General features: G+C 72.7%; 26 protein-coding genes. 13 read left to right on the top strand and 13 right to left on the bottom strand.

Going from position 1 to position 23668, the window contains the following annotated elements:
- Positions 1-254 precede the first annotated feature (254 nt).
- The 4 genes from PSD17_RS09955 (at position 255) to PSD17_RS09940 (ending at position 3437) form a co-directional block, all read left to right on the top strand.
- Positions 255-899 carry a response regulator gene (locus PSD17_RS09955; RefSeq protein ID WP_103382783.1) on the top strand — a complete coding sequence of 215 codons (645 nt, stop codon included), beginning with the start codon at positions 255-257 and terminating at the stop codon, positions 897-899.
- Positions 900-1332: 433 nt separating this feature from the next.
- On the top strand, positions 1333-1929 hold the full coding sequence (locus PSD17_RS09950; protein WP_339122451.1) for a hypothetical protein: 597 nt from the start codon (positions 1333-1335) through the stop codon (positions 1927-1929).
- A 117-nt stretch (positions 1930-2046) separates the two neighbouring features.
- A complete protein-coding gene (locus PSD17_RS09945) occupies positions 2047-2595 on the top strand; it encodes a flavodoxin (RefSeq protein WP_199796724.1) in 549 nt (182 codons plus the stop codon).
- On the top strand, positions 2592-3437 hold the full coding sequence (locus PSD17_RS09940; protein WP_339122450.1) for a universal stress protein: 846 nt from the start codon (positions 2592-2594) through the stop codon (positions 3435-3437). The genes PSD17_RS09945 and PSD17_RS09940 overlap by 4 nt, the downstream gene beginning before the upstream one ends.
- Positions 3438-3889: 452 nt before the next feature.
- Here PSD17_RS09940 and PSD17_RS09935 read toward each other — a convergent pair whose 3' ends face one another.
- The 11 genes from PSD17_RS09935 to PSD17_RS09885 form a co-directional block, all read right to left on the bottom strand.
- Positions 3890-5488: an ABC transporter permease gene (locus PSD17_RS09935; protein WP_339122449.1), complete on the bottom strand. Its 1599-nt coding sequence runs from the start codon at positions 5486-5488 to the stop codon at positions 3890-3892.
- Positions 5485-6390 (bottom strand): ABC transporter ATP-binding protein, encoded by a 906-nt coding sequence (locus PSD17_RS09930; protein WP_339122448.1) that lies wholly within the window; start codon positions 6388-6390, stop codon positions 5485-5487. The genes PSD17_RS09935 and PSD17_RS09930 overlap by 4 nt, the downstream gene beginning before the upstream one ends.
- A complete protein-coding gene (locus PSD17_RS09925; protein ID WP_339122447.1) occupies positions 6390-7331 on the bottom strand; it encodes a universal stress protein in 942 nt (313 codons plus the stop codon). The genes PSD17_RS09930 and PSD17_RS09925 overlap by 1 nt, the downstream gene beginning before the upstream one ends.
- Before the next feature lie 276 nt (positions 7332-7607).
- Positions 7608-8198 carry an Rv1733c family protein gene (locus tag PSD17_RS35340; protein WP_445261003.1) on the bottom strand — a complete coding sequence of 197 codons (591 nt, stop codon included), beginning with the start codon at positions 8196-8198 and terminating at the stop codon, positions 7608-7610.
- A 269-nt stretch (positions 8199-8467) separates the two neighbouring features.
- Positions 8468-10009 (bottom strand): CBS domain-containing protein, encoded by a 1542-nt coding sequence (locus tag PSD17_RS09915; protein ID WP_339122445.1) that lies wholly within the window; start codon positions 10007-10009, stop codon positions 8468-8470.
- A complete protein-coding gene (locus PSD17_RS09910) occupies positions 10006-10875 on the bottom strand; it encodes a universal stress protein (protein WP_103383958.1) in 870 nt (289 codons plus the stop codon). The genes PSD17_RS09915 and PSD17_RS09910 overlap by 4 nt, the downstream gene beginning before the upstream one ends.
- A gap of 207 nt (positions 10876-11082) precedes the next feature.
- Positions 11083-11511 carry an avidin/streptavidin family protein gene (locus tag PSD17_RS09905; RefSeq protein ID WP_339122444.1) on the bottom strand — a complete coding sequence of 143 codons (429 nt, stop codon included), beginning with the start codon at positions 11509-11511 and terminating at the stop codon, positions 11083-11085.
- Between the two features lie 84 nt (positions 11512-11595).
- The gene (locus tag PSD17_RS09900) at positions 11596-12045 is read right to left on the bottom strand and encodes a DUF1918 domain-containing protein (RefSeq protein WP_199796725.1); all 450 of its coding nucleotides are present in this window, start codon (positions 12043-12045) and stop codon (positions 11596-11598) included.
- Between the two features lie 127 nt (positions 12046-12172).
- Entirely contained in the window at positions 12173-12874 is a 702-nt protein-coding gene (locus tag PSD17_RS09895) for a CBS domain-containing protein (RefSeq protein ID WP_103383960.1), read from the bottom strand.
- Between the two features lie 31 nt (positions 12875-12905).
- Positions 12906-13802, bottom strand: a complete 897-nt coding sequence (locus tag PSD17_RS09890; RefSeq protein WP_339122443.1) for a universal stress protein — start codon at positions 13800-13802, stop codon at positions 12906-12908.
- Positions 13799-14683 carry a universal stress protein gene (locus tag PSD17_RS09885; protein ID WP_339122442.1) on the bottom strand — a complete coding sequence of 295 codons (885 nt, stop codon included), beginning with the start codon at positions 14681-14683 and terminating at the stop codon, positions 13799-13801. The genes PSD17_RS09890 and PSD17_RS09885 overlap by 4 nt, the downstream gene beginning before the upstream one ends.
- A gap of 233 nt (positions 14684-14916) precedes the next feature.
- Here PSD17_RS09885 and gap point away from each other — a divergent pair, with 233 nt between their 5' ends.
- From gap to PSD17_RS09860, 5 genes are all read left to right on the top strand, one after another.
- The gene (gene gap, locus PSD17_RS09880; RefSeq protein WP_339122441.1) at positions 14917-15933 is read left to right on the top strand and encodes a type I glyceraldehyde-3-phosphate dehydrogenase; all 1017 of its coding nucleotides are present in this window, start codon (positions 14917-14919) and stop codon (positions 15931-15933) included.
- On the top strand, positions 15930-17408 hold the full coding sequence (locus PSD17_RS09875; RefSeq protein WP_103383964.1) for a bifunctional aminoglycoside phosphotransferase/ATP-binding protein: 1479 nt from the start codon (positions 15930-15932) through the stop codon (positions 17406-17408). The genes gap and PSD17_RS09875 overlap by 4 nt, the downstream gene beginning before the upstream one ends.
- A 187-nt stretch (positions 17409-17595) precedes the next feature.
- Positions 17596-17862: a metal-sensitive transcriptional regulator gene (locus PSD17_RS09870; protein WP_103383965.1), complete on the top strand. Its 267-nt coding sequence runs from the start codon at positions 17596-17598 to the stop codon at positions 17860-17862.
- Positions 17863-18085: 223 nt separating this feature from the next.
- Positions 18086-19504 (top strand): MBL fold metallo-hydrolase, encoded by a 1419-nt coding sequence (locus PSD17_RS09865; protein WP_339122440.1) that lies wholly within the window; start codon positions 18086-18088, stop codon positions 19502-19504.
- Positions 19505-19699: 195 nt separating this feature from the next.
- Positions 19700-20473 carry a sulfite exporter TauE/SafE family protein gene (locus PSD17_RS09860; protein WP_339122439.1) on the top strand — a complete coding sequence of 258 codons (774 nt, stop codon included), beginning with the start codon at positions 19700-19702 and terminating at the stop codon, positions 20471-20473.
- 228 nt (positions 20474-20701) lie between these two features.
- On the opposite strand, the gene PSD17_RS09855 is transcribed toward PSD17_RS09860, so the two are convergent.
- Positions 20702-21115 (bottom strand): CBS domain-containing protein, encoded by a 414-nt coding sequence (locus PSD17_RS09855; RefSeq protein WP_158703495.1) that lies wholly within the window; start codon positions 21113-21115, stop codon positions 20702-20704.
- A 244-nt stretch (positions 21116-21359) separates the two neighbouring features.
- Between PSD17_RS09855 and PSD17_RS09850 the strand changes: the two genes are divergently transcribed.
- The 4 genes from PSD17_RS09850 to PSD17_RS09835 all read left to right on the top strand — a co-directional run bounded on the left by PSD17_RS09850 (position 21360) and on the right by PSD17_RS09835 (position 23363).
- A complete protein-coding gene (locus PSD17_RS09850) occupies positions 21360-21560 on the top strand; it encodes a hypothetical protein (protein WP_103383969.1) in 201 nt (66 codons plus the stop codon).
- A 41-nt stretch (positions 21561-21601) separates the two neighbouring features.
- Positions 21602-22132, top strand: coding sequence for a flavodoxin family protein (locus PSD17_RS09845; RefSeq protein ID WP_132975702.1), 531 nt, complete (start codon positions 21602-21604; stop codon positions 22130-22132).
- A gap of 89 nt (positions 22133-22221) precedes the next feature.
- A complete protein-coding gene (locus PSD17_RS09840) occupies positions 22222-22695 on the top strand; it encodes a universal stress protein (protein WP_103383971.1) in 474 nt (157 codons plus the stop codon).
- Positions 22696-22892: 197 nt separating this feature from the next.
- Entirely contained in the window at positions 22893-23363 is a 471-nt protein-coding gene (locus PSD17_RS09835; RefSeq protein WP_103383972.1) for an Hsp20/alpha crystallin family protein, read from the top strand.
- A gap of 106 nt (positions 23364-23469) precedes the next feature.
- On the opposite strand, the gene PSD17_RS09830 is transcribed toward PSD17_RS09835, so the two are convergent.
- Positions 23470-23668, bottom strand: a 199-nt coding sequence (locus PSD17_RS09830) for a universal stress protein (protein WP_339122438.1), incomplete at its 5' end; no start/stop codon positions are given.

The following is a 23668-nucleotide window of genomic DNA, read 5'->3' as shown; positions in this document are numbered from 1 at the left end:
TCGTCGACCATACCGAGTCGTCGGCGCACCATTCCAGGGTTGAAGGAGTTCGCCCGAATCTCGGCCGGTCGACCGGTCCCGCCTTTCACGGCTACGGAGTCGATGATGCCGAATATAGATGCCGCATATATCGGCATCATCCGCACCTGCAGTGTGGCGACGCGCCGCCCGATCCATCCGGTCGGCCCTCGAGCGGGTCGCCGTGAAACGTCGAGGCGATACGGTGATCTCAACTGCTCAGCACAGGGGGTCCGGTGGCCATCTCGGTGTTCCTGCTCGACGACCACGAAATCGTCCGGCGCGGTATCGCCCAACTTCTCGAGACCGAAGGCGACATCGAGGTCGTCGGTGAGGCCGGCACGACGGCCCAGGCGCTGTCCCGTATTCCGGCCGTTCGTCCGGATGTGGCGATCCTCGATGTGCGGCTGCCCGACGGCGACGGCGTGACGGTGTGCCGTGAAGTCCGGTCCTCCGTGTCGCCGCCGCCGGCGTGTCTGATGCTGACCTCGTACTCCGATGACCAGGCGCTCTTCGGCGCGATCATGGCAGGCGCCTCCGGGTACCTGCTCAAGCAGGTCGTCGGTAGCGACCTCGTCGGCGCGGTGCGCACTGTCGCGGCCGGCGGCTCGCTGCTCGACCCGGACGCGACCGCCCGCGTGCTCGACCGACTCAGGCAACCCGAGAAGACCGAGGACCCGCGCTACGCAGAACTCTCTCCACAGGAGCGCCGAATTCTCGACTACATCGCCTCCGGCCTCACAAACAGGCAGATCGGCGCGGAGATGTACCTGGCTGAGAAGACGGTGAAGAACTATGTGTCGTCCGTATTGCACAAGTTGGGGTTCTCGCGCCGCACGGAGGCCGCGGTCTACGCCGAACGCCGCCGAGCCGCCGAGTAGCACGTTCGGCATCCCTCGGCCGCTCGAACTCCACATCCGACGAGCGGCGCCCTGACGATCCCCGCGACCCCGACGTCGCCCGCTCGGCAGGACCGACGCCAGAACCTGTCGACGACAGTCGGACCACACGAGGAATCAGCGCCGCGCTCGTGACCGGAAGCGGCCTACGGCCCAGGTGCCACGACGCGCACCGCCGACGTCCGCCACTCCCACGGATGCACGGATCAGACGAGCGTCCGCCTCGCCCCCAGCGTCCCGGGTGCGCGAGCCCTCTGCGGCTGCGCTGCGACCGCCGCAGAGCCCCAGGTGCCGGGCACTTGGTCCCGCTACGACGGTGACTTCGGCGGAACCGGAGGGGCCCTTGCGCCGCATCCCGCGCGCCGGCCTCCGACCGATCCTCATTCCGTACCACACGAATCGAGGAGGGTCGGACATGACCGTCACCCATGGCCACGACATCCCGACGACCGTCGTCAAGGTCGAGCGGCCGCACAGCACGATCGCGGAACCATCGCGCGGCGCAGCGATCGCGTTGGCGGCGCTGCGGATCGGCGTCGGTTTCGTCTTCCTCTGGGCCTTCCTGGACAAGACGTTCGGCCTCGGCTACGCGACCGGCACCGCCAAGGCCTGGATCCACGGCGGCTCGCCGACCAAGGGCTTCCTCGGCGCCGTCGACGTCGGTCCGCTGCAGTCGCTGTTCCACACCTGGGCCGGCGCGGGGTGGACGAACTGGCTCTTCATGCTCGCGATGCTCGGCATCGGCGTCGCCGTGATCACCGGGATCGCCCTGCGGCCCGCTGCCGTCGCCGGAACCGTCGTACTTGCCCTCATGTGGCTGGCGGAGTTCCCGTTCGCCCGCGTCGCGGCGGACGGCACGGCGACCGGCTCGACGAACCCGTTGGTCGACTACCACGTCATCTACGCGCTCGCGCTCATCGTGATCGCCGCGACGCAGGCGGGCCGTTACTGGGGCCTCGGCGACCGCTGGGCCCGGCTGCCGTTCGTGCGCGACCACCGATGGGCCCTGTGAACCGGCCCGAGTTCCCGTGACGGCGCCGGCTGTCCTGCCGGCACCCACGGGGCCCGCTCGAGGCCGTCACACACCGGGCCCGGGGGACCGGGCCCGGCACCATCAAGGAGGCATCACATGCGCGCACTCGTCGTTCACGAGTCGGTGTTCGACAATACCCGCGACATCGCCCGAGCCGTCGCCGACGGACTTTCGATCCACCTGCCGGTGACCGTCTGCGACGTCACGCGAGTTCCTCGCACCGTCCCGGCGGACGTGGGTGTGCTCGTGGTCGGCGGACCGACGCACGTGTTCGGGATGACCCGGCCCGATAGCCGCCGCGACGCCGCGACGCAGGCCGCCGACGATCCGGACCGGATCGGCATCCGGCTCGCGGACCTGGACCGGCCGCAACGGGTGGTCTCCGCCGCGGCCTTCGACACCCGCGTCCGCCATCCTCGGCTGCCGGGCTCGGCGGCGCACCGCGCACTCGCCCGGCTGCGCCGACTCGGGTTCCTGCTGCTCGACGAGCCGACGAGCTTCTGGGTGGCGGGCACGCCCGGCCCGCTGCTGGACGGCGAGGTGCACCGCGCCTACCGCTGGGGGGAGCAGGTCGGCGCGCGCATGAGCCCGCCCGCGCTCCAGACGTCTCCGCCGGAGCCTGCGACACCGAGAAGGCCGTCGTGACTCCTTCAGCGACCGATGCTCCCGTCGTGGTGGGCGTCGACGGCACACCGACCGGACTGCACGCGGTCGCGTGGGCGGCGGCCGAGGCGGCCGCTCGAGGCTGTGCCCTGGTGATCGCGCACGCCGCCCGCTACACCGGCGGCGAGCAGGGCAACCGCCGGGCCGCCGGCATTCTCGGCAGGGCCCGCGCCATCGCTCGTGCCGAGTTCCCGCAGCTCGTCGTCGAGACTCGCCTGGTGGACGACGATCCACTGCCCGGTCTCCTCGACGCCGCCGAGGACGCCCGGCTGCTGGTCACCGGCCTGATGTCCGGGACGATCGCCGACGCGGTGCTGGGCTCGCTCGCCCTCGACGTACTAGGCCGGGCATCGTGCCCCGTCGCCGTGGTCCGCCGCCCGGACAGGTTCGAGGGGACCTCCGTCGTCGCCGGCGTCGACGGCTCACGCGCGGACGCCGCAGTCGTCTCCGCCGCATTCGCCGCCGCGTCCGCGCACCGACTGCCCCTGCGTCTGGTTCATGTCGGTCACCGGCACGACGCGCTCACCGGTCCCGTGCGGGACGACGAGCTCGCCCGATGGTCCGGCCCGTACCCGGGCGTGGAGGTATCCGCCGAGACCGTCCAGGGGCACCCGACCGAGGTCCTCGCCGAGCGTTCGACCGGAGCCCGGGTCCTGGTCGTGGGCACCCGCCGCGCGCACCGGCCGGCACGGCTGCTGTTCGGCTCCACGAGCAGGTCCCTGGCCTGGAACAGTCGGTGCCCGCTGCTCGTGACCCCGGCCGTGCGGTCGGTACCGCCGAACCTCGAGCGGGTGGGCGGCTTGGCTGCTCGGCCTCGCAGCTGAGCGGCTCCGAGGTCGGCGGTGTTGTCGACCTCGTGCGCATCGCCCTGTCCGTCCATAGCGCCAGACGTGCTGGCGCCTTCTCGACCGCACCGAACACGGTTACGCGGACCTCGGCCGGCTGCTTCCGGCAGGCGACCGGCCCGCAGAGCGCGCAGCGAGCACCATCCATGAGCGCCGCGGTCGGTACCCCAACAGCTCCCTCGCCGACCACGTGTTCGCCGGCGGACCAGCTCACTCCCGGGCTGGTCGATCTGGGCATGCGGACAGTGGCGCCGGATGCCCGACGCGGTGGACCCGACTCGCATGGCTTCCGTCATGCGCATCGGTCGGGCACGGTCCTGATCAGCAGCGGCGCGGTCTCGTCCTCGTCGTCCAGGTCGCCCCGCCGGAACGGCGCGCGTCGTTCGACCGATCCACCACGATGGTGAACGCCGAGCGGGGGAAGCCCGGCGTCAGGCGATGTCCCGCCGACGGAACGCTGCGACCCCGACGAGCGCGAACCAGATGGAGACGACCACGATCCACGCAGCCGCCACGGGGTCGTAGACGCCACCCGGCAGATGGGCGACGTGGGTGAACGGCGACAGGTCCAGGATCCACCGCGATGCCCCCAACGCCGGACCGAGCTCGGCGACCAGGATGAACCCGGCGACGACCAGCCACACCCCGATCGCTGCGCGTCGGGTCATCCCGTAGAGCGCGAGGGCCACGCTCGCGACGAGCACGACGGCCGGCGTCTGCGCCAGCGCCGCGACCAGGCATTGTCCGACATCCGGCCAGAGGTGGCCGACGCCCGCGCCGCGCGCCACTCCGGCGGCGAGCCCGGCTCCCGTCATCAGCAACACACCGCCGACGACGGCCACGGCCAGCTGGGCGAGGAGCCACCGCGCTCTGCTCACCGGTGTCGCCAGGACGGCGTCGGCGCGACCCGAGCGCTCGTCGTCGGCTGCTCGGAGCACCGCGGCGGCCACCACCACCGACGCCACACCTGCGAGCAGCCCGAACTCCGCCGCGAGGAAGGCGTCCGACACGGCCTGCCGACCACCGAGGCCGGCGACGACACGCTGCATCTGCGGACTGTCGAGCAGCCCGCCGAGCTGCGACGTCACACTCCCGCACAGCGCGCCGAGCAGGACGAACCCGACCGCCCAGGCCGCGAACGAACCCCGCGTACGGCGCCACACCAGTCCGACGGGCCGGTGCAGCAGACGCGAGGCCCGGGACGGCCCCGGACGCGCCGGCAGCCAGCCGACCCCGAAGTCCCGTCGTGCGCGCAGCGACCCGGCCACTGCCGTGCAGACGAGCGCCAACCCGAGTGACGCCGCCAGCCACCACCATCGGTGACGGCCGAAGGGTTCGACCAGTTCGGCCCACCCGACGGGTGAGAGTGCGACGAGCCACGCCCGTCCCCCACCTGCGGCATCGCCGATCGCGCGAACGAGGTAGGACGCGAACACCACCGCGACCGCGGACGTCGTCGCGACCCTCGCGGAACCGGCGGCCTCCCCGGCAACCAGCCCCACCGGTGCGAATGCGACGGCCGCCGCCCCCCACGCCGCCCCGAAGGCCAACGCGTCGGCCCACGGCACAGACGTCACGGCGAGCGCGACGCCCGTCGTCATGGCCAGCGCGAGCGCGAACCCGCCGGCGGTCAGCAACGCCGACATCGCCGGGGCGTGCCGCCCGACCGGCGCCGAGCACACCAGCTCGGCGCGCCCGCAGTCCTCCTCCGCGCGGGTGTGCCGCACCACGGTCAGAACGGCCACCACCGCTGCGACGACCGCGCCCGACACACCGAGCTTCCACAACGCGAGCGCGCCGAGCGAGCCTCCCGTCAGCGGGCCGTAGACCGCCAGGAGCGCCGGCGAGGACCCGATGGCACCCACGGCCGCGATCTGCTCCGCGGCAGCCGGGTACAGGGCCGCGGTCGCCGCTGACGACAGCGCCGCCGTTCCGGCGAGGACGACGACCACGATCGGGAGCCGGACCCGGTCGCGGCGCAGGGCGTACCGCAGCAGCAGGCCCGCCCCCGCGGCCCACGACGGCGTCACGGCCGGGCCCCGGCGTCCCTGGCGAACTCGGCGAGGAACAGCTGCTCGAGGGAGGGCGGGCGCACGTCGAGGCGGACGATCCCGGCGTCGGCGAGCCGGCGCATGAGGTGATCCAGGGATGCGGGCTCGACCGCACACGTGAGACCCCGCCCCCGGGCGACGACGTCGTGTACTCCGACGAGATCGTCCAGCCGCGGTGCCGGCGACGAGAGCTCCACTGTCACCGTCGTGCGGGCGAGTTCGCGCAGCTGCAGCAGGGTGCCGGACTCGACGGTGCGGCCCCGCCGGATGATGGTCACCCGGTCGCACAACGCCTCCACCTCGGTCAGCAGATGGCTCGACAGCAGCACCGTCCGGCCCCGACTGCGTTCCTCGACCACCGCCCGTCGGAACTCGGCGTCGACGAGTGGGTCCAGCCCCGCGGTCGGTTCGTCCATGACCAGCAGCTCGACATCCGAGGACAGCGCGGCCACGAGCGCCACCTTCTGCCGGTTGCCACGCGAGTAGCCGCGGGCCCGGACCGTGGGGTCGAGTGCGAACCGCTCGATCAAGGCGTCCCGCCGAACGGGGTCGAGCCCGCCCCGCAACGCCCCGAGCATGCCGATGACCTCGCCGCCGGTGAGTTCGGGCCACAGCGCGACATCCCCGGGAACGTAGGCGAGCCTGCGATGGAGCTCGACAGCATCCCTGCGGGGATCGCGGCCCAGGACCCTCGCCGACCCCGCGTCCGGACGCAGCAGTCCCAGCAGCACACGCAGCGTCGTGGTCTTGCCCGAGCCGTTCGGCCCGAGGAACCCGTGAATCTCACCGCGCTCGACCTGCAGGTCGAGCCCGTCGAGCGCGACGGACCGGCCGAAGCGCTTCACCAAGCCGCGGACCTCGACAGCGCGGGTCGGGCTCATCACCGCACCTCGGCGAGATCGGCAGCCTCCACCGGTCGGGCGCGGACGACCGCAACCGGACACGGCGCATGCTGGAGAAGGGCCTGGCTCACCGAGCCGAGCAGCAGGCCCCGCGTAGCACCGAACCCTCGGGACCCGACGACGACGAGGCTCGCGCCCGCGGCGGCCGCCAGCACCGCACGAGCCGCACCGTCGCGGACGACGACCTCGCGGAGCTCGACACCCGGGTACTTGCGGGTCCACGGCGCGAGCGCATCGGTGAGGAGCCGACGTTCCTCCGACGCCACGGAGTCCCAGTCGACGTACGGCACGAGGAACGGGTCGATCACGGACTCGATCCATGAGTGGACGGCGACGAGCGGAACCCCACGTCGCGCCGCCTCCTCGAAGGCAAAGGAAAGGGCGCCCTCGGCCGTGCCTTCGTCGCCGACACCGACGACCACTGGTGCACCGGGACGACCGATGCCGTCGCCGTCTCCGCGCACCACCACGACAGGGCAGCGTGCGTGTGCCGCGAGCGTGACGCCCACGGACCCGAGCGTGAGACCGGCGAACCCGCCGCTGCCGCGGTTGCCGACGACCAGCACGTTCGCCGACGCGGACTCCTCGACCAGCACCCGCGACGGAACCCCGCCGCGTACCTCGCGCTGCACCTCGACATCCGGCACGGTCGCCGTCGCGACGTCCGCCGCTGCGTCGACCATCGCGCGTGCGGTCTCCAGCGCCAGACCACGCCTGTACTCCCCCAGCGCGGGGAGCCCGACCGGCGCGTACGTGGTCCACCCGACGGCAGACACGATCCGCAACGGCAACCCGCGCCGGCGCGCCTCGGCCCCCGCCCACCGCGTCGCCGAGAGTGCGTACTCGGACCCGTCGACGCCGACGACCACTGCCCCGACCCGTGTGGCTCCGAGGTGCGCACCTGGGCTGTCGGTGTCCATGGTTCCTCCCGCTCGGTCTCGCTTCTCCGACGATCGCCGATCGCGGATCCGCACGGCAGTGCTCTCGGGCCCGGCGCCGCAGGCCCTAGGGCCCCTCCGGTCGGCCGAGAGCCGCAACGCATCGGCGGCATCGGTCGTCCATCGGTCGCACGAACCACCTGCTGAGCCGAGGCCCGACAACTGGACTTCCGACGACACCGATTTCGTCGGGGAGTCCGGCGCGTTGTCACGTGTGCAGGCCCGGTCATCGGCCGGGTCTGTGCCGGCCTCGAGTCGTCAGCGCCGTTCCGATCCTTCCCGACCGCTCCAGCCGGGCTCCACGCGACGCCACTCGGCCTCCCACTCCGCCGCGCGCAGCCGGCCCAGCAGCCGCTGTTCCCCCGCCCTGGCCAGCACGAGCACGGCGCCCCCGAGGGCAACAGCGAAGACAACGGCCATGGCCGTCATGACCAGCGGGAACTCCGAGCCCAGCGGAGGAGCGACGAGCTCGCCCTGATCGTTCGTCCAGACCGTGACCTCGTTTCCCGCGGCGGTCATGGGTGGCACCTGGGCGGTTCCGGTCCGGACAGATCCGTCCGCGGCGGTCCACCGGACATCTCCGTACGCCGGTGCGCCGCGGTCCGTCGCAACGGCTGGGACGCTCGACAGGGCCACCGCGACCGTCGGCTGGCGGTCGCCGTGTTCTTGGCGAACCTCGTCCGAGGCCGCGTTATGTGCCCACGAGCCCGCCAACGCAACGACGACGACGAGCACGGCAGCGAGACTGCACAGCCCCCACGTCGTGAGGGCCTCGATACGGTCGCTTCGGCGGTGCGGCAGCCGGCGCTGCCGTCGCGGACGGCGGTCCGGTTGCTCGTCCTTGCCCATCGCTTCCTCCTGAGGACTCTCGGCGCCGAACGTGCCGATACGGGCGCAGGGTCGCCGAAGGGATTTGCTCCATGAGCACACCGCACCCGGCCGCCACCGGCGTAGGGCCGAGGGGTCCGGCGCGGACGTCCCGGAGGTCCTCGTTCGTCGTGGCGAGGGTCCCGAGCGCGACATCGACACGACCCGAAGGGGCTCCGGAACAGAGCCGACCGTCACGCCAGCTGAGCACACGCCCCGCCCGCACGACTGCGCCGATGCGTGCGTTTCCGTCAGCGCACCCGGATCACCGGGCAGGGCGCGAAGGCGAGCAGACCCTGCAGCACCGATGCCTGCGTCGTGCCGGTCACGGTGTGCTCACGATGGCCCACGACCACCGCTCGCGCCCCCCGCGCCTGGTACAACAACGTCGACAGCGCCGGTTCCTCACCGAGCTCGGTACCGACCGACAACCCCGGCCGACGCTGCCGCACCCGCGCGGCCTCCGCGTCCAGGACCCGCCGCGCCGCGGCCTGCTGTGCACCCCGGTGCTCACCATCGAGATGCAGTCGACCATCCGGATCGCGCCTCAGCTCGGTCCAGGAGTGGACCAGGGTCACCGACGCCCCCCACCCGGCGGCCAGATCAGCGGCGAGGTCGGCCGCCGCGCGAGCGGGCACCGACCCGTCGACCCCGACGACGACCGGGCCCTGCCGAGGCGCCGGCAGCTCCACCGACGCACCACGGACCACCGCCAACGGACAGTCCACACCGTCGGCGAGCAGCCGGGCCAACGGCCCCGTCATCCCCGGACCCGACCGCGCACCCGCACTGCCGAGCACCAGCAGCCGCGCGCCGACCGCATGTGCGGCAAGCACCTCCGCCGGGGTACCCGTCACCATCACGCTGTCCACGTCGGACACCCCTGCCCGCTCGGCATCCGCACACAGCTCCCGCAGCACCGCCGCGGCCGGGCTGTCACGGCCGTCCTCGGGCCGGACCGCGTGCACCAGACGCAGCCGCGCCCCGCATGCCGCCGCGACATCCCCCGCCCACCACACCGCCGCCCGCGCCGACGCACTCACATCGACCGCCACGACGACCGTGCCACCCCGAGCAGCCTCGTCGCCGCCCGGCGCCCCGCCCGGCGCCCCGGCCGGGGAACCACCCGGCGGCGGCCCGTACGTCAACTCGTCGACCACCGAGACCACACCCTCGAGCCGGGCGACCAGCGCGACGGCCAGCTCCACGTCCGACCTCGTCGCGAGCCGACCCCGAAGCGTGACGACACCGTCGCGGACCCCGACCTCGACTTCACCCGGCCCGACGTGCAAGAAGTGCCGGAACACCTCGTCCACGACCTCCGCGCGCAGCTCCGCGTCGTCACGCAGGAACACCGCGAGGACATCCGAGCGTCCCAGCACCCCCACGACACGGCCCCCGACCTCGTCGAGCACCGGCAGCCAGCCCACGCTCCGGATGCGCATCCGCCGCGCCGCCTCGGCGACCGAGGCGTCCTGCAGAACATAGATCGCGGGCGTGCTCATCACGTCGGCTGCGGTGGTCGGCCGGTCGGTGCGGGCGTCGTGGACCGACCAGCCGGGTTCACCCAGCCGGTCCGGGTCACGTTGCTCGGCCGTGCGGACGAGGTCGGCCTCCGTCACGACACCGACCAGCACCCCGTCGTCGATCACCGGCACCGCGCGGATCCCCCGCTCCAGCAGCGCCCGCGTCACCTCGTCGAACGAGGTGTCCGGCGCCACCGACACCACATCGGTCGTCATCACGTCACGGACCAGCGTGCGCCGCAGCACGCCCCGCGCCACCGCGGTCACGGCCGGACCACTGCGACGGGACAGCTTGCGTGACGCAGCAGGGCCTGGCTGACCGACCCGAGCAGCGTCCCGCGGACCGAACCACGGCCACGGCTACCGACCACGACGAGCTGTGCGGTCGCCGTGTGGTCGACCAGAACCGAAGCCGGGTCGTCCCGCACGATCAGCGGTTCGATGGCGACATCGGGGTACTTCTCCGACCAACCGGCCAGCCGCTCGGCGAGCACCTCGTGTTCGGTCGCCTCGATGGCGTCCCGGTCCCCGAGCGCCCAGTCGGCCGTGTCGATCGTCGAGTCGTTCCATACGTGGACGGCGACCAGCCTGGCGCGGCGGGCGGACGCGGTGGCGAAGGCGTAGGACAGCGCGCCCTCGCTCACCATCGAGCCGTCGACGCCCACGACCACCGGGCCGTTCGCCGTCGCAGTGCCGCGCACGACGACAACGGGGCATCGCGCCGAGGCAGCCACGGCCACCGCGACCGATCCGCTCAACAAACCCGACACACGACCAAGGCCGCGATGACCGACGACGACCAGCTGTGCGGCGGCGGACTCCTGATGCAGCACGGCGGCCGCGGTACCGCCACGCACCTCTGTCTCCACCCCTGGCAGTGATGCGGCGTCCTCGGCCAGGGTGCGCGCGTCGGCGAGCCATCCTTCCGCCGTCGTCACGACGGCCTCGCGTACGTCCGGCGGCTCGAGCCCCGTGGCACCGATGCGGTGCGGCGTGACCCACTCGACCGCCGCGACGAGCCGCAGCGGCAGATGTGAGCGAGCCGCCTCGTCGGCGGCCCACCGCACGGCATCCGACGCCGCCTCCGATCCGTCGACGCCGACCACGACGCTGCGCGCCCCCTGATCGCCCACGGTTCCTCCCCTCCCGAACGTCCCCAGACGATGCCGTCTGCCGTCGCGGCCCGGCCACGGCTGTGGGTCACGGTGGCCCCGGCCCGACGGCCCGGTGCAGCAGGGTCGAACGACCCGAGGGCTCGGCTTCCGAAGGTGGTGACGCGAGGAGAACCGGCGATGGGGCGGGGCCCTGGCTCAGAAAGTGGTTCGACTTACAAGGCCGGATCACGACCGGCGGAGCGGATGCGACGACTTCGTGCCGTAAGCCAGCCGTCGTCGGACCTCGGCATCGTGCGGGACGGTCCGTGTGAACAGGTCCTGGCCGATGAGGGTGGACTCCCACGCCTCACCCGGCGCGCCCTCCATCACGAGCAGCCAGGTCGTGGACAACCGTTCCGGTTCGGCAGCAAAGTACTGACCGGCCCACGACGTCAGGGAGTAGCAGTCCGTCGACGAGTTCGTCCACGAGACGACCCAGCCCACCGCAGAGCCAGCGCCGTCACCGGGACGGGGATGGTGCCGTCCGGTCACCGGGTAGCTGCCCGTGGTCTCTCCGACCCTCGACTCGTAGGTCCCTTCGAGGGTGCCGTCGTCCTTCGTGGTGATGGTCAGGGTCGATCCGAGTTCGTTGTGCCAGGCTCCGTCGAGAGACACATCTGCTCCTTCGTCCAGGCCAGACCCACGCCGGGTCTCCGCGGACCGCGTAGGTACTGCGCTCCTCGTGCCTGACCGGGCACGTCACCCGCTCGCGACGGGCTCGTCGTGGCGCAGGACTCGAGTCCCGGGCGGAGGCAGGACGACGGTCACCCGGTCGTCGTCGAGCCAGCGGACACGATAGGGCGGTGAGCCGTCCGGATGCAGGAGTCCGATCACCTGGCCGCGGCGCCGGTGGTGCCCTGTCGGCGGCGGTGGGAGGACGAGCCAGTCACCGGGGCGCGCGCGCAACATGATGGTCCTCCTGACGCCTGCGTGTTCTTTCCGGCGCTCGGCGTCGACGTCCCATTCGGGTCCGTCGCCGTAGAGCGCGTCAAGGGCGCTGCGCTCGAGTACGTCGGTGGCAAGGGGAGTCACGACGCGGGTCGTCGCAGGATCGTCCTCGTCGGGTTCCGACGCCTCGAGCACGGGCTCGGACACCCGTGGCGTCGGCCGAATCGCATTGTGCGCCTTGACTTCCGCCTGCTCAACCATCTCCTCATCCTCCACAATGAACCATGACGGCCACAGGGCCGCGTGGCCCCGATCGAGGGGGCCGGGTGGCTCGTCCCGCGGAGGCCGGAGGTCCACGGACCAGCTGGTACCGGCGGGAGCCTCACAGTCAGAACAGCGGTACCCGCAGCGGTCCGCCCGAGGCGTCGGCGAACCGGTACGACAGCCTGTTCTCGACGGCCACGACCCCCTCCAGTCGTGACACGAGTGCGGCGGCGAGCTCGGCGTCGGACTGCTGAGGCACCTCCCCGGCGAGTGTCACGACGCCGTCCTCGACGTCGACGCGTAGGCCGGTCGGGTCGACGAGCAGGATGCGCCGGAAGACCTGGTCGACGATCTCGGCCCGCAGCTCGTGGTCGTCGCGCAGAAAGACCGCGAGCACGTCCGACCGGCCCAGCACGCCGACCAGCCGGGCGTCGCCCTGCTCCTCCTGCTCCACCACGGCCAGCCATCCCACTCCCCGCGCGCGCATGAGCCGGGACGCCTCGGCGACCGACCTGTCCGGGCCGACGCTGATCACAGGGCTACTCATGAGCTCGGCGGCCGTCGTCGGACGATCGAGGTCGCGCCGACGCCACCAGCCGTGCGTGCGCAGCGCCGGCTGGGGATCTCCTTGCTCACCGGTGCGCGCAAGATCGGCCTCGGACACGACACCGACCAGACGTCCGTCGTCGAGCACGGGTACCGCCCGCACCCCGCGCCCGACGAGCGCGCGAGCAACCTCGTCGAAGGTCGAGTCCGGCGTGACGGACACGACGACCGTGGACATCACGTCACGGACGAGAGTGCGTCGAAGGGTGTACACGCTCATCGTGACCGCCTTGTACGGGCGGGGCGCGGGTTCACGACTCCCTTTCCGGCCCCCGTGTGGGGACGACGACGGGGCAATGCGCGTGGTGCACCAGCGCCCGGCTGACCGAGCCGAGCAGGAACCCACGGACCGCGCCGCGGCCCCGGCTGCCGACCACGACCGCCCGGGCGTTCTCCGAGAGCCGTGTGAGGGCACCGGCGGCACCGTCACGGACGAACACCCGGCGGACGGAGACCTCCGGGAACTCCTTCTCCCAGGGCGCGGTCCACCCCGCGACCAGATCGTCGCACCCCGACTCGACGAGCGACCAGTCCAGCAGCGGGAGCGCGAGGGGGTCGAGCTTCGCCCCGCTCCAGGCATGCACCACCACGAGCCCGCAGCCGTGCGCGGCGGCCTCGGTGAACGCGAGCCGCAGGATGTCGTCGCGGTCCGCGGAGTCGTCCACACCGACCACGACCGGTGCGTCGACCGCCGCGGCCACATCCCGCACGACCGCGACCGGGCAATGGGAGCGCCCTGCGAGCGCCAGCGCGACCGAACCGAGCAGCAGCTCGTCGAACCCCCCGGCGCCCCGGCCGCCCACGACGACCAGCGAGGCACCCTGCGACTCGCGCTCGAGCGCCGCCGCCGCGGCTCCGCCGACGACCTCGGTGCTCAGCTCCAGCTCCGGCCGCAGCGCCGCGACCTGCGAGGCGGCCGTTTCCAGGTGCCCGCGCGCCTGGGTGACGAGAACGTCGCGCAGGTGGTCCTCCCCCAGCGCGGGCAACCCGATCGCGCGGTAGGTCGTCCACTCGACCGCGGCGACCAGCCGCAGGCTCGTACCGTGGACCGCGGCTTCCTCCGCGGCCCGCTCCACCGCGGCCAGCGCGGCGGACGAGCCGTCCACCCCGGCGACGACGGGTCGTTGCCACTGGACCGGGGCGCTCACGACGCGTCCTCACGCACGACCGCGACCGGGCACGACGCGTGCCGCAGCAGCGCCTGGCCGACCGAGCCGAGCAACGCCCCGCGCAGCGCGCCGCGACCGCGGCTGCCGACGACCACGAGCTGGGCACCGACCGACATCTCCACCAGCGTCGCCGCCGCGTTGTCACGCACGACCCGCCGCCCCACCTCGACGTCGGGGAACTTCTCCCCCCAGCCGGCCAGGCGTTCGGCGAGCACCTCCTCGGCACCGATCGCGAGTGCAGCCCAGTCGACCGCGGGCGCGGCGATCGGGTCGATCATCGTGTCGCTCCAGACGTGGACGGCCAACAGCGGAACCCGACGGGCCGACGCCTGCGCGAACGCGAACGCCAGCGCGGCCTCGCTGTGCGGGCTGCCGTCGACGCCGACGACGACGGGCAACCGACCCGTCGAGCCCACGATCCCGCGCACGACCACCACCGGGCATGCCGCCGCCGCGGCCACCGAGATCGTGACCGAGCCGGCGAGCAGCCCGGCGAACCCACCCAACCCCCGACACCCCAGTACCAGCAGCGCAGCCTCCCGCGAACGCGCGAGCAGGGTCGGCGTCGGGGTGCCGGTCGCCACCTCGGTGCGCACCTCGACCTCCGGCGCGATCCGGCGGGCCTCGGCAGCGGCCTCGGCGAGGGCGTCCTCGGCCGCCTCGACGAGCACCCGACGGAGCCGTTCCTGGCCGAGCGTGGTCATTCCCATCGGCGACGGGACAGCCCACTGGGCCGCGGTGACCAGGCGCAGCTCCGCCCCCCGACCGGCTGTCTCTGCAGCGGCCCACCGCACGGCGTCCAGCGCCGCGCTCGACCCGTCGACCGCGACGACGACGGCACGGCTCGGTCCAGCACCCATCGGTCCTCCTTGATCCGTCCTGACATCACCATGGCGACCAGCTGTGACCGGGCCGAGCCGCCATCCGTCCCGTGCGGAGGGGCCGGACGGCCCCAATCGCCGTGGCGTCACCCACCCGCGGGCCGGGAGGGGCACTCAGGGACCTTGGGCCCGCCGATCACCGTCGCCGGGCCCTGCCGATCGCCGGGGGCGCAGCGGACGGTGGAGCTCCGGGACGACGAGAGGAGCGAGAGATGCGCACACGCATCGGGGTCAACGGGATGGGACGGATCGGCCGGGCACTGTTCCGGATCGCCGAGGACCGCGCCGACTGCTCCTTCGAGATCGTCGCGGCCAACGACGTGGCCGGCGCCGAGCAGGTCGCGGGCCTCCTGGCGCGCGACTCCACCTACGGCCGATGGGACAAGCGGATCGAGCTGTCCCATGGCTATCTGTCCGTCGACGACCGCGCCGTGCGCGTGACGCAGTGGCAGGACCCGACGGACGTCGACTGGTCCGAGGACGGTGTGGAGATCGTCGTCGACGCGACCGGCCGGTTCCGCACCCGCGACGCGGCCGCGGCGCACCTGAGCTCCGGCGTCCGCAAGGTCGTGCTGACCGCGCCGGGCTCGGGGATGGACGCCACCATCGTCATGGGCGTCAACGACAGCGACTACGAAGCGATGCGCGACCACGTGCTCTCGGCGGCATCCTGCACGACGAACTGCGCAGCGCCGATGGCATACGTCCTCGACCAGGCGTTCGGGATCGAGGAGGGGCTGTTGACCACCGTGCACAGCTACACCGCCGACCAGAACCTCGTCGACGGTCCGCACCACGACCCCCGACGGGCCCGATCCGCGGCGGTCAACATCATTCCGACCGGGACCGGAGCCGCCAGGGCCATCGGCGCGGTCCTGCCCAGGCTGGCCGGCCGTCTGGACGGGCTGTCCCTGCGAGTGCCCGTCGAGGACGTCTCGCTGGTCGATCTCACTGTTCGGCTCTCGACGCCGGTCACGGCGGCCCAGGTGAACCACGCGTTCGTCACGGCGGCCGACGGCGCCCTCAAGGGGGTGCTCCGGTCCACGACGGAACCGATCGTCTCCCGCGACGTCGTCGGCGAGCGCGCGTCCTGCCTGATGGATCTCGGTCTGACCCGCGTCGTCGAGGGCCTGGTGAAGGTCTTCGGGTGGTACGACAACGAGTGGGGCTACGCCGAGCGCGTCGCGGACCTGCTCGGGCTGGTCGCACGCACGCTGCCCGACGAATGAGGCCTGCCGGGGCCGGGTCCGCGAGCGCGCAGGTGCACGAGACGCACGTCGGGATCGTGCTGCTCGTCGGCGACCGGGCCTACAAGGTCAAGAAGCCGGTGCGCACCTCGTTCTGCGACTTCTCGACGTCCGCGCTGCGTCGGGTTGCGATCGAGCGCGAGCTGCGGCTCAACCGCCGCCTCGCCCCGGACGTGTACCTCGGAACGGCGCGGCTCGACGGCGCAGGCTGCGCCGAGCCGGTGCTCGTGATGCGGCGCATGCCCGACGACCGGCGGCTCTCCCGCCTGGTGTCCGACGGCGGCGACGTCACCGACCACCTGCGTCGGCTGGCCAGGATGCTCGCCGCGTTCCACGCGCGCTCCGAGCGGTCCGCGCCGATCACCGCCGATGCGAGTGCCGACGCCCTGCTCGAGCGTTGGCGGGGCAACCTCGCGGGGATGGAAGCGTTGCGCGGCGACGCGCTCGACCCGGGCCTGCTCGACGGCGCGGGCCGGCTCGCTGCGCGTTTCCTGGCCGGCCGTCGCCCGCTGTTCGTCCGGCGCGCCGCCGAGGGCCGTGTGGTGGACGGCCACGGCGACCTGCTCGCCGACGACGTCTTCTGCCTCGACGACGGCCCTCGGGCTCTCGACTGCCTGGACTTCGACGACTCCCTGCGCCACGTCGACGGCCTCGACGACGCCGCGTTCCTCGCCATGGACCTCGAGCGGCTCGGCGCGGACGCGGCGGCGCTGTACTTCCTTCACGCGTACGCCGAGTTCGCCGCCGATCCCGCTCCCGAGACGCTCGTGCACCACTACGTCGCCTATCGGGCGGGCGTGCGGGCCACCGTCGCCGCCGTACGTCACCTCCAGCAGCCCGACGTCGGTGCGGACGCCGACGCGGCCCGGCTCCTCACGCTCACCGTGGCCCACCTGCGCGCCGGAGCGCCGCGGCTCGTCCTCGTCGGCGGGCTGCCGGGGACGGGCAAGTCGACACTCGCCGCCGGGCTGGCCGACCGCACCGGCGCCGTGCTGGTCTCCAGCGACCGCGTGCGCAAGGAGCTGGCCGGCATGGACCCCTCGACCTCCGCGGCCGCTCCGTTCGGCACCGGCCTGTACTCACCGGACCGCACCAGCACGACCTACCGGGAGGTCCTGAGCCGCGCGGTGTCGCTGCTGTCCCTCGGCGAGTCGGTCGTGCTCGACGCGAGCTGGACGTCCGCCCGCCGGCGGGCCGAGGCGGCGGCCGCGGCCGACGAGGCTGCAGCGGAGCTCGTCCAGCTGCGCTGCGTGACCTCGTCGGACGTGGCCACCGCACGAATCCGGGCCCGGCACGGCTCGGCCTCCGACGCGACGCCGGCCGTCGCGGCGCAGATGGCCGCAACCATGGACGCGTGGCCCGAGGCCCTGGCGGTGGACACGACGGCGCCGGCCGCGCGAGGCGTGGACGTGGCTAGGGGGGCGTGGGACGCCGCGGTTGACGTCGTTCTGCGCTGACACCCAGCCGCGGCCTCGACGACCGGCGACCACGCACGTGCCCGGCTCAGCCGCAGGACGGCCACCGTGTTCCGGCAAGGAGGCGCGGACGGTACGCGACCCGTCGTCGGGCCGCCGGAATAGGACGCAATAGGCTGGCGTCATACCCCCCGGGGTACACGAGACGCCCAGACGGAGGAGATGCGCCATGGATGTGAACGCCGCGAAGCTGACCGACGTGGTGGCTCGGCTCAAGCGCGTGCAGGGGCAGCTCGGCGGGATCGTCCGGATGATCGAGGAAGGTCGTGACTGCGCAGACGTGGTCACGCAACTCGCGGCGGCGTCGCGCGCGTTGGACAAGGCCGGATTCAAGATCATCTCTACGGGTCTGCGGCAATGCGTCGCCGAGGATGTCGACGGCTCACGGCGGGTGGACGAAGCCGAGCTCGAGCGCCTTTTCCTGTCGCTGGCCTGATCAGCGCGCCGACGGGACGGGTCGGCGTCGGCCGCCCATTGGCGATATTGCACACCCCTAGAGGTGTCGGGTACGGCCCGGTCCGTGCCGGCGCGGTGAACCGGCCGCTGCCGCAGGTGGAAGCACGACGTGGGCCCAGAGGGCCGCCGCAGCCCAGTGCCCTACCTGCCGACGACATCGATCTGCAACGAGATACCCTACGGGGTAGGGAAGTGAGCAGGATATGGACGCGACACGCGACAGCGCGTACGAGGGCATCGGCCGCCCCCAGGTCGTGACGATCGAGACGACCGGCCTGGGCGACCGCAGCTACCTCGTCCACGACGGCGAGACCGCGGTGGTGGTCGACCCGCAACGCGACATCGACCGGATCACCGCGCTGCTCGACGAGCGCGGGCTGCGGCTGTCGCACGTGGTCGAGACCCACGTGCACAACGACTACGTCTCCGGCGGGCTGGAGCTGGCCCGCTCGACCAGCGCCGCGTACGTGCTCGCGGCCGGCGACGAGCTGGACTTCGACCACCACCCGGTCACCGACGACGATGTGCTCGAGGCCGGGCGCATGCGGCTGCGGGTGCTGCACACCCCCGGACACACCCATCACCACGTCAGCTACGTCCTGCAGGACGCCGACGGGCACGTCCACGGTGTGTTCACCGGTGGCTCGATGCTCTACGGCGCGACCGGCCGCACCGACCTCGTGCGCCCGGAGGACACCGAGTTGCTCACCCACGCCCAATACCACTCGGTGCGCCGGCTGGCCGCCGAGCTTCCCGCCGACACCCCGATCTACCCGACCCACGGGTTCGGCAGCTTCTGCTCGGCCACCCCGACGAGCGGCGACGCCTCCACCGTCGGAGCGCAGGCCGAGGTCAATCCCGCGCTGACCCTGGCCGAGCAGGACTACGTCGACACCCTGATCGCCGGGCTCGCCGCGTACCCGGCCTACTACGCCCACATGGGCCCGCTCAACCGCCGCGGCCCCGGCCCGGTCGACCTGACGCTGCCCGAGCCGGTCGACCCGGCCGAGCTGCGCCGGCGGATCGAGGCCGGAGAGTGGGTGGTCGACCTGCGTGAGCGCACCGCGTTCGCCGCCGGGCACCTGGCCGGCTCGCTCGGGTTCGAGCTGTCCACGAACTTCCTGACCTACGTGGGCTGGCTGTATCCGTGGGGTGCCCCGCTGACGCTGATCGGCGAGTCGGTCGAGCAGGTCGCCCGCGCCCGCCGCGAGCTCGTCCGCATCGGGATCGACCGCCTCGCCGGGATGGCCTACGGCGAGATCGAGGAGCTCGCCGACGGGCGGGCATTGCGTTCCTACCCGGTCAGCGACTTCGCCGGGCTCGCCGCCGCCCTGGCCGAGCGGCCTGGCGGGTTCACCGTGCTCGACGCCCGTCGTGACGACGAGCGCGCGGGCGGTGGGGTCCGCGGCTCGCTCCACATCCCGATCCACGAGCTCGCCGAACGGGTCGGCGAGGTCCCGGAGGGCGAGGTGTGGGTCTACTGCGGCTCGGGCTACCGCGCCTCGATCGCCGGGTCGATCCTCGACCGGCCCGGCCGCACCCTCGTGCTGGTCGACGACGGCTACGACCACGCCGCCGACGCCGGACTGCACAGCGAGCAGCCCGAGCCCGCTGGCGCCTGACCCACGGCCCCGGGCCACGGGTGGCCGCCGCGCCCGCCACAGACCGATCCGGTCCTGTTCAGGCGCGGTCCCCACCGATGACGGCAAAGGAACCACCGCTGCCCCTCTCCGCCCTGCCGTACAACCGTGCCGGCACGCCCGTCACCCCCTCGCGCACGCTCGACGGGATCGCCCGAACCAGGAGGTGACGACCTCGTGATCGCCGCACTCGGCCTCGGTGTGCTCATCGGGATCCTGCTCGGCCTGCTCGGCGGCGGCGGGTCGATCCTCGCCGTGCCCGCCCTGGTGTACGGCGTCGGCGTGCCGATCGCCGCGGCGATCCCGATGTCGCTGGTCGTCGTCGGGGTCTCCGCAGCCGCGGCGCTGATCCCACGGCTGCGGGCCGGGCAGATCCGCTGGCGCATCGCCGCGATCTTCGGAGTGACCGGGGCCGGCGCAGCCTTCGCCGGGGCCGCGGTCAACCGGCTTCTCGACCCCCGCCTGGTCCTCGCCGGATTCGCCCTGCTGATGATCGCCGCCGGGATCCGGATGCTCACCGGCACCGACACCATCGGCGGGGACTGCGCCCTGCCCGAGGGCGGGGTGAACTGGCGCGGCTGCCTACCCAAGTCGATCGCCGCCGGGCTGGCCGTCGGGTTCCTGACCGGCCTGTTCGGTGTCGGCGGTGGCTTCCTGATCGTCCCCGCCTTCGTCCTGCTGCTCGGCCTGCCCATGGGCACGGCGGTAGCCACCTCGCTGGCCGTCATCGTGATCAACTCGGGTGCCGGGTTCGCCGCCCACCTCGGCGAGGCCCACCTCGACCTCGGCCTCACCCTCGCCTTCGCCGGTGCCGCAATCGTCGGCTCGCTGCTCGCCGGCCGCGTGGCGCGCCGGGTCCCGACCAGCAGGCTGCAGCACTGGTTCGCCTACCTCGTCTTCGTCGTCGCCGCGTTCGTCCTCATCCAGGTCGTCGTCGGAGGTCCTGGTTGATCGCGGCATCTCCACGCACAGGCTGCAGCCCACCCCCGAGCGCGCCGTGAACCGGACCGGGACCGTGCACAAGGCCTGACACTGCTGGTCGACGGCAGGTACGAGCCGACTGTCCCGGCCACACCGGGCAGAGGTCGGCGTCGGCGGTTGATCAACGGGAGGCCGGTCACCGTCGGCGACCGAAGGCCCACCCGGCCGATCGACCACTCACGCTGCACCGGCGCCGCATCAGTCCGTCGGCGCGGCGAGCACGTCGAGGACGTCGCGCACCGACACGATCCCGGCGACAGCCCCCGACGCTCCGCGCACGGGCATGTGCCGCACGTTCGCCTCGTGCATCCGTCGCGCGACATCGCCGATCCCGTCGTCGGGGTCGGCCCAGACCAGCTCGGTGCTCATGAGATCGGCCGCCTGGAGCCGGTCGAGGTCGCTGCCGGTCGCCAGGGCGGTGACGACGTCGCGTTCGGAGACGATGCCGACCGGCCCGTGGGACCCGTCGACGAGCACCGCCCCCACCTCGTCGGCGACCAGCTCCTCGGCGACCTCCCGGGCGCTCCGCTCCGCAGGTATCGACGCCACCGGTGCTCGCAGAATGCGCCGGACCGGGTCGTCCGGAGCGGGTCGCTCGGTCGTCGTCGCCATGGAGGTCCCCTCGGGTCGCGGTGCGCCGAACGTCGTGCCGACAGGGAGATCCTCGGCCTCCGCCGGACGACCCGGGCAGAGTCGATCGGCCTTGTCCGGGAGGCCCAGGGTCGGTCCCTGCGACGGCGACGCAGAGACCGAGGTCCCGTCCATGGCCGCCCTCCGGCCCTGGCCGGACCACCCGGAACCGGCGGACCGTGTACGGCACCGCCCGGACGACCGGGCCCTACCGAAAGGGGCCACCATGCCCGCGTCTGCTTCCGCCGTCGTGACCGGCGGGTTCGTCGTCGACGACAGCGGGGTCCGGCTCGGCACCGTCGGTGAGGACGGCGAGGTCCGTGACTTCGCCGGCGTTCACATCGGCTCCGTCGACCCGGACCGCCCCGATGTCGTCGTCGACTTCGCCGGCATCCGCATCGGACACGTCGTCCACGGAAATGGCTGACATGGCCCGCTCATCGCCACGGCGACGAGGAGGTGCTGGTCGTGCGCGTGCTCGTTGCCTGTGAGACCTGCTTCGGCAACACGGGTCTGGTCGCCCAGGCCCTCGCCGAGGGACTTCGGTCGGCGGTGCCCGATGCCGACGTCGACATCGTCGACGTGTCGCGGGCCGGACCCGGCGTCGCAGCAGGCGCCGACCTGCTCGTGGTCGCGGCACCCACCCACACGTTCGGCCTCAGCCGCCCCGGGAGTCGCCGGGCGGCCCGGGAGATGGGTGCCGCAGCGGTGACCTCCGGTCCGGGGATGCGTGAGTGGTTGCGCTCGCTCGCCGCCGCGGACGTCCCCGGTCGCGTCGCCACCGTCGACACGCGCCTCCCGAGCGCGTTCCTGTGGGGCTCGGCCGCGCGCGCCATGATGCGTCGGCTGCGCTCGTTGGGCGGCGAGCCGCTGGCTCCCCCCGAGACCTTCTGGCTGCGCGACATGTCCGGTCCGCTGCTGCCTGCCGAGCGCGACCGCGCCCGGCGTTGGGGCGCCGAGCTGGGCGAACGGCTCACGTCCGTGACGTCGGTGCGCTGAAGCGCCCGGCCGACAGACCTGGACGGCGACGTGCAGCAACAGGTGACGCGCCCTCTTCGGTTCGGCCTCGCGATGGTGAGTCTGCGGCAATGATCGCTACGAGCGCCTCGATCTCACACGCCGAACGTGTCGTGGTCGGGGTCGACGGGTCCGAGCCCTCGAAGCAAGCTCTGCGGTGGGGGCTGTTCCTGGCCCTCGCCACCGGCGCCGAACTCGAAGCTGTGACGGCCTGGATGCTCCCCGCCCGCGCCACCGCCACCGGCGTGTGGCCTGCGGTCTGGGACCCGCAGCAGGACGCCGTACACGTCCTGCACGACACCGTCGTCGAGGTGCTCGGTCCACAGCCATCGGTTCCGGTGCGCGAAACCGTCGCCCGAGGCGGCGCCGCCCGGGTCCTGCTCGAGGCGAGCGGGGACGCACTCGTCCTCGTCGTGGGCAGCCGCGGGCACGGCGGATTCAGTGGCCTGCTGCTCGGCTCGGTCAGCTCCGCCTGCGCGGAGCACGCCGCCGGCGCGGTCCTGGTCGTGCACGGCGAAACCCCACCCCCGTGTTGCTCGTGCTGACGAGCTTGCGGCCACCAGCCATTCGCAGATTTCACCCCACGCTCAGGTTCGGTGGCCCATCCGCTCGCGGGAAACGCACGCTCCCTGGGGGACCTCCGTCCGGTACGAGGGGGGTCGCACGGCACCTGCGCACGGTTGCCCTGGAGGGGAGCCTCGAGGAGGCCACCGATAGTCGAGACATCGAAAGGAACGACCCGATGAGCACGATCTCTCGCCGAGACCGCAATACCGATGCCCTGCCCTTCGGGCGGATGGACCGCCTTTTCGACGAGTGGTTCCGTTCGCTGCCGATGCGCCGCCCGTTCGGGCTGGCCTGGGACTGGCCGGGTGAGGACCTCATCCGCGTCGACGAGTACCACGACGGCGACGTTCAGGTGATCAAGGCCGAGCTGCCGGGGATCGACCCGGCGAAGGACGTCACCATCACGGCGGCAGCAGGCATGCTGACCATCAAGGCCGAGCGCCGGATCGAGAAGGACCGCGAGGACAAGGGCTACACCCGCCACGAGATGCGCTACGGCGCCCTTGCGCGCTCGCTGCCGCTGCCCGACGGCGTTGCCGAGGGCGACATCACCGCGACCTACAAGGACGGGATCCTCGAGATCCGCATTCCGACTCCGGCGGCGCCGGAGGCACCCGAACCGGTCACCGTCCCGATCAGCACCTGACGGACGCCACGGACGGGCCGTGTCCCGATGGACACGGCCCCCTGGCGCGTGTCCCGATGAGTGTCCCGGCTGCTGGGTGGTTGCTGCGGGACTTATTGCTCCGTGCTCAGTCCGCAGCTCCGACGCTGTCGGACGAGGTCCGCGGCCGCACATCCGACCCGACGACCATCACGGGGCAGAGGGCAGCCATGACGATCCGCCGGCTCACCTGCCCCAGCTCGAGCCCACGGGAGCGGCCCCGGGCGCCGATCACGACGAGGTGGGCGTTCGCGGAGAGCTCGCGCAGCGCCCGCTCGGGATGGTCG

The organism is Pseudonocardia sp. D17 (assembly GCF_036984265.1).
Taxonomy (GTDB): Bacteria; Actinomycetota; Actinomycetes; order Mycobacteriales; family Pseudonocardiaceae; genus Pseudonocardia; species Pseudonocardia benzenivorans.
The sequence above is the reverse complement of the archived record's forward strand: the minus strand, read 5'-3'. Positions and strand labels throughout refer to the sequence as shown.

Coding starts and splice junctions, on each gene's coding strand:
- PSD17_RS09870 (WP_103383965.1), top strand. CDS start 17,596: ATGGATGTGAACGCCGCGAAGCTGACCGACGTGGTGGCTCGGCTCAAG.
- PSD17_RS09835 (WP_103383972.1), top strand. CDS start 22,893: ATGAGCACGATCTCTCGCCGAGACCGCAATACCGATGCCCTGCCCTTC.
- PSD17_RS09855 (WP_158703495.1), bottom strand. CDS start 21,115: ATGGCGACGACGACCGAGCGACCCGCTCCGGACGACCCGGTCCGGCGC.
- gap (WP_339122441.1), top strand. CDS start 14,917: ATGCGCACACGCATCGGGGTCAACGGGATGGGACGGATCGGCCGGGCA.
- PSD17_RS09925 (WP_339122447.1), bottom strand. CDS start 7,331: ATGGACACCGACAGCCCAGGTGCGCACCTCGGAGCCACACGGGTCGGG.
- PSD17_RS35340 (WP_445261003.1), bottom strand. CDS start 8,198: ATGGGCAAGGACGAGCAACCGGACCGCCGTCCGCGACGGCAGCGCCGG.
- PSD17_RS09850 (WP_103383969.1), top strand. CDS start 21,360: ATGCCCGCGTCTGCTTCCGCCGTCGTGACCGGCGGGTTCGTCGTCGAC.
- PSD17_RS09930 (WP_339122448.1), bottom strand. CDS start 6,390: ATGAGCCCGACCCGCGCTGTCGAGGTCCGCGGCTTGGTGAAGCGCTTC.
- PSD17_RS09865 (WP_339122440.1), top strand. CDS start 18,086: ATGGACGCGACACGCGACAGCGCGTACGAGGGCATCGGCCGCCCCCAG.
- PSD17_RS09950 (WP_339122451.1), top strand. CDS start 1,333: ATGACCGTCACCCATGGCCACGACATCCCGACGACCGTCGTCAAGGTC.
- PSD17_RS09885 (WP_339122442.1), bottom strand. CDS start 14,683: ATGGGTGCTGGACCGAGCCGTGCCGTCGTCGTCGCGGTCGACGGGTCG.
- PSD17_RS09840 (WP_103383971.1), top strand. CDS start 22,222: ATGATCGCTACGAGCGCCTCGATCTCACACGCCGAACGTGTCGTGGTC.
- PSD17_RS09875 (WP_103383964.1), top strand. CDS start 15,930: ATGAGGCCTGCCGGGGCCGGGTCCGCGAGCGCGCAGGTGCACGAGACG.
- PSD17_RS09945 (WP_199796724.1), top strand. CDS start 2,047: ATGCGCGCACTCGTCGTTCACGAGTCGGTGTTCGACAATACCCGCGAC.
- PSD17_RS09895 (WP_103383960.1), bottom strand. CDS start 12,874: ATGAGCGTGTACACCCTTCGACGCACTCTCGTCCGTGACGTGATGTCC.
- PSD17_RS09900 (WP_199796725.1), bottom strand. CDS start 12,045: ATGGTTGAGCAGGCGGAAGTCAAGGCGCACAATGCGATTCGGCCGACG.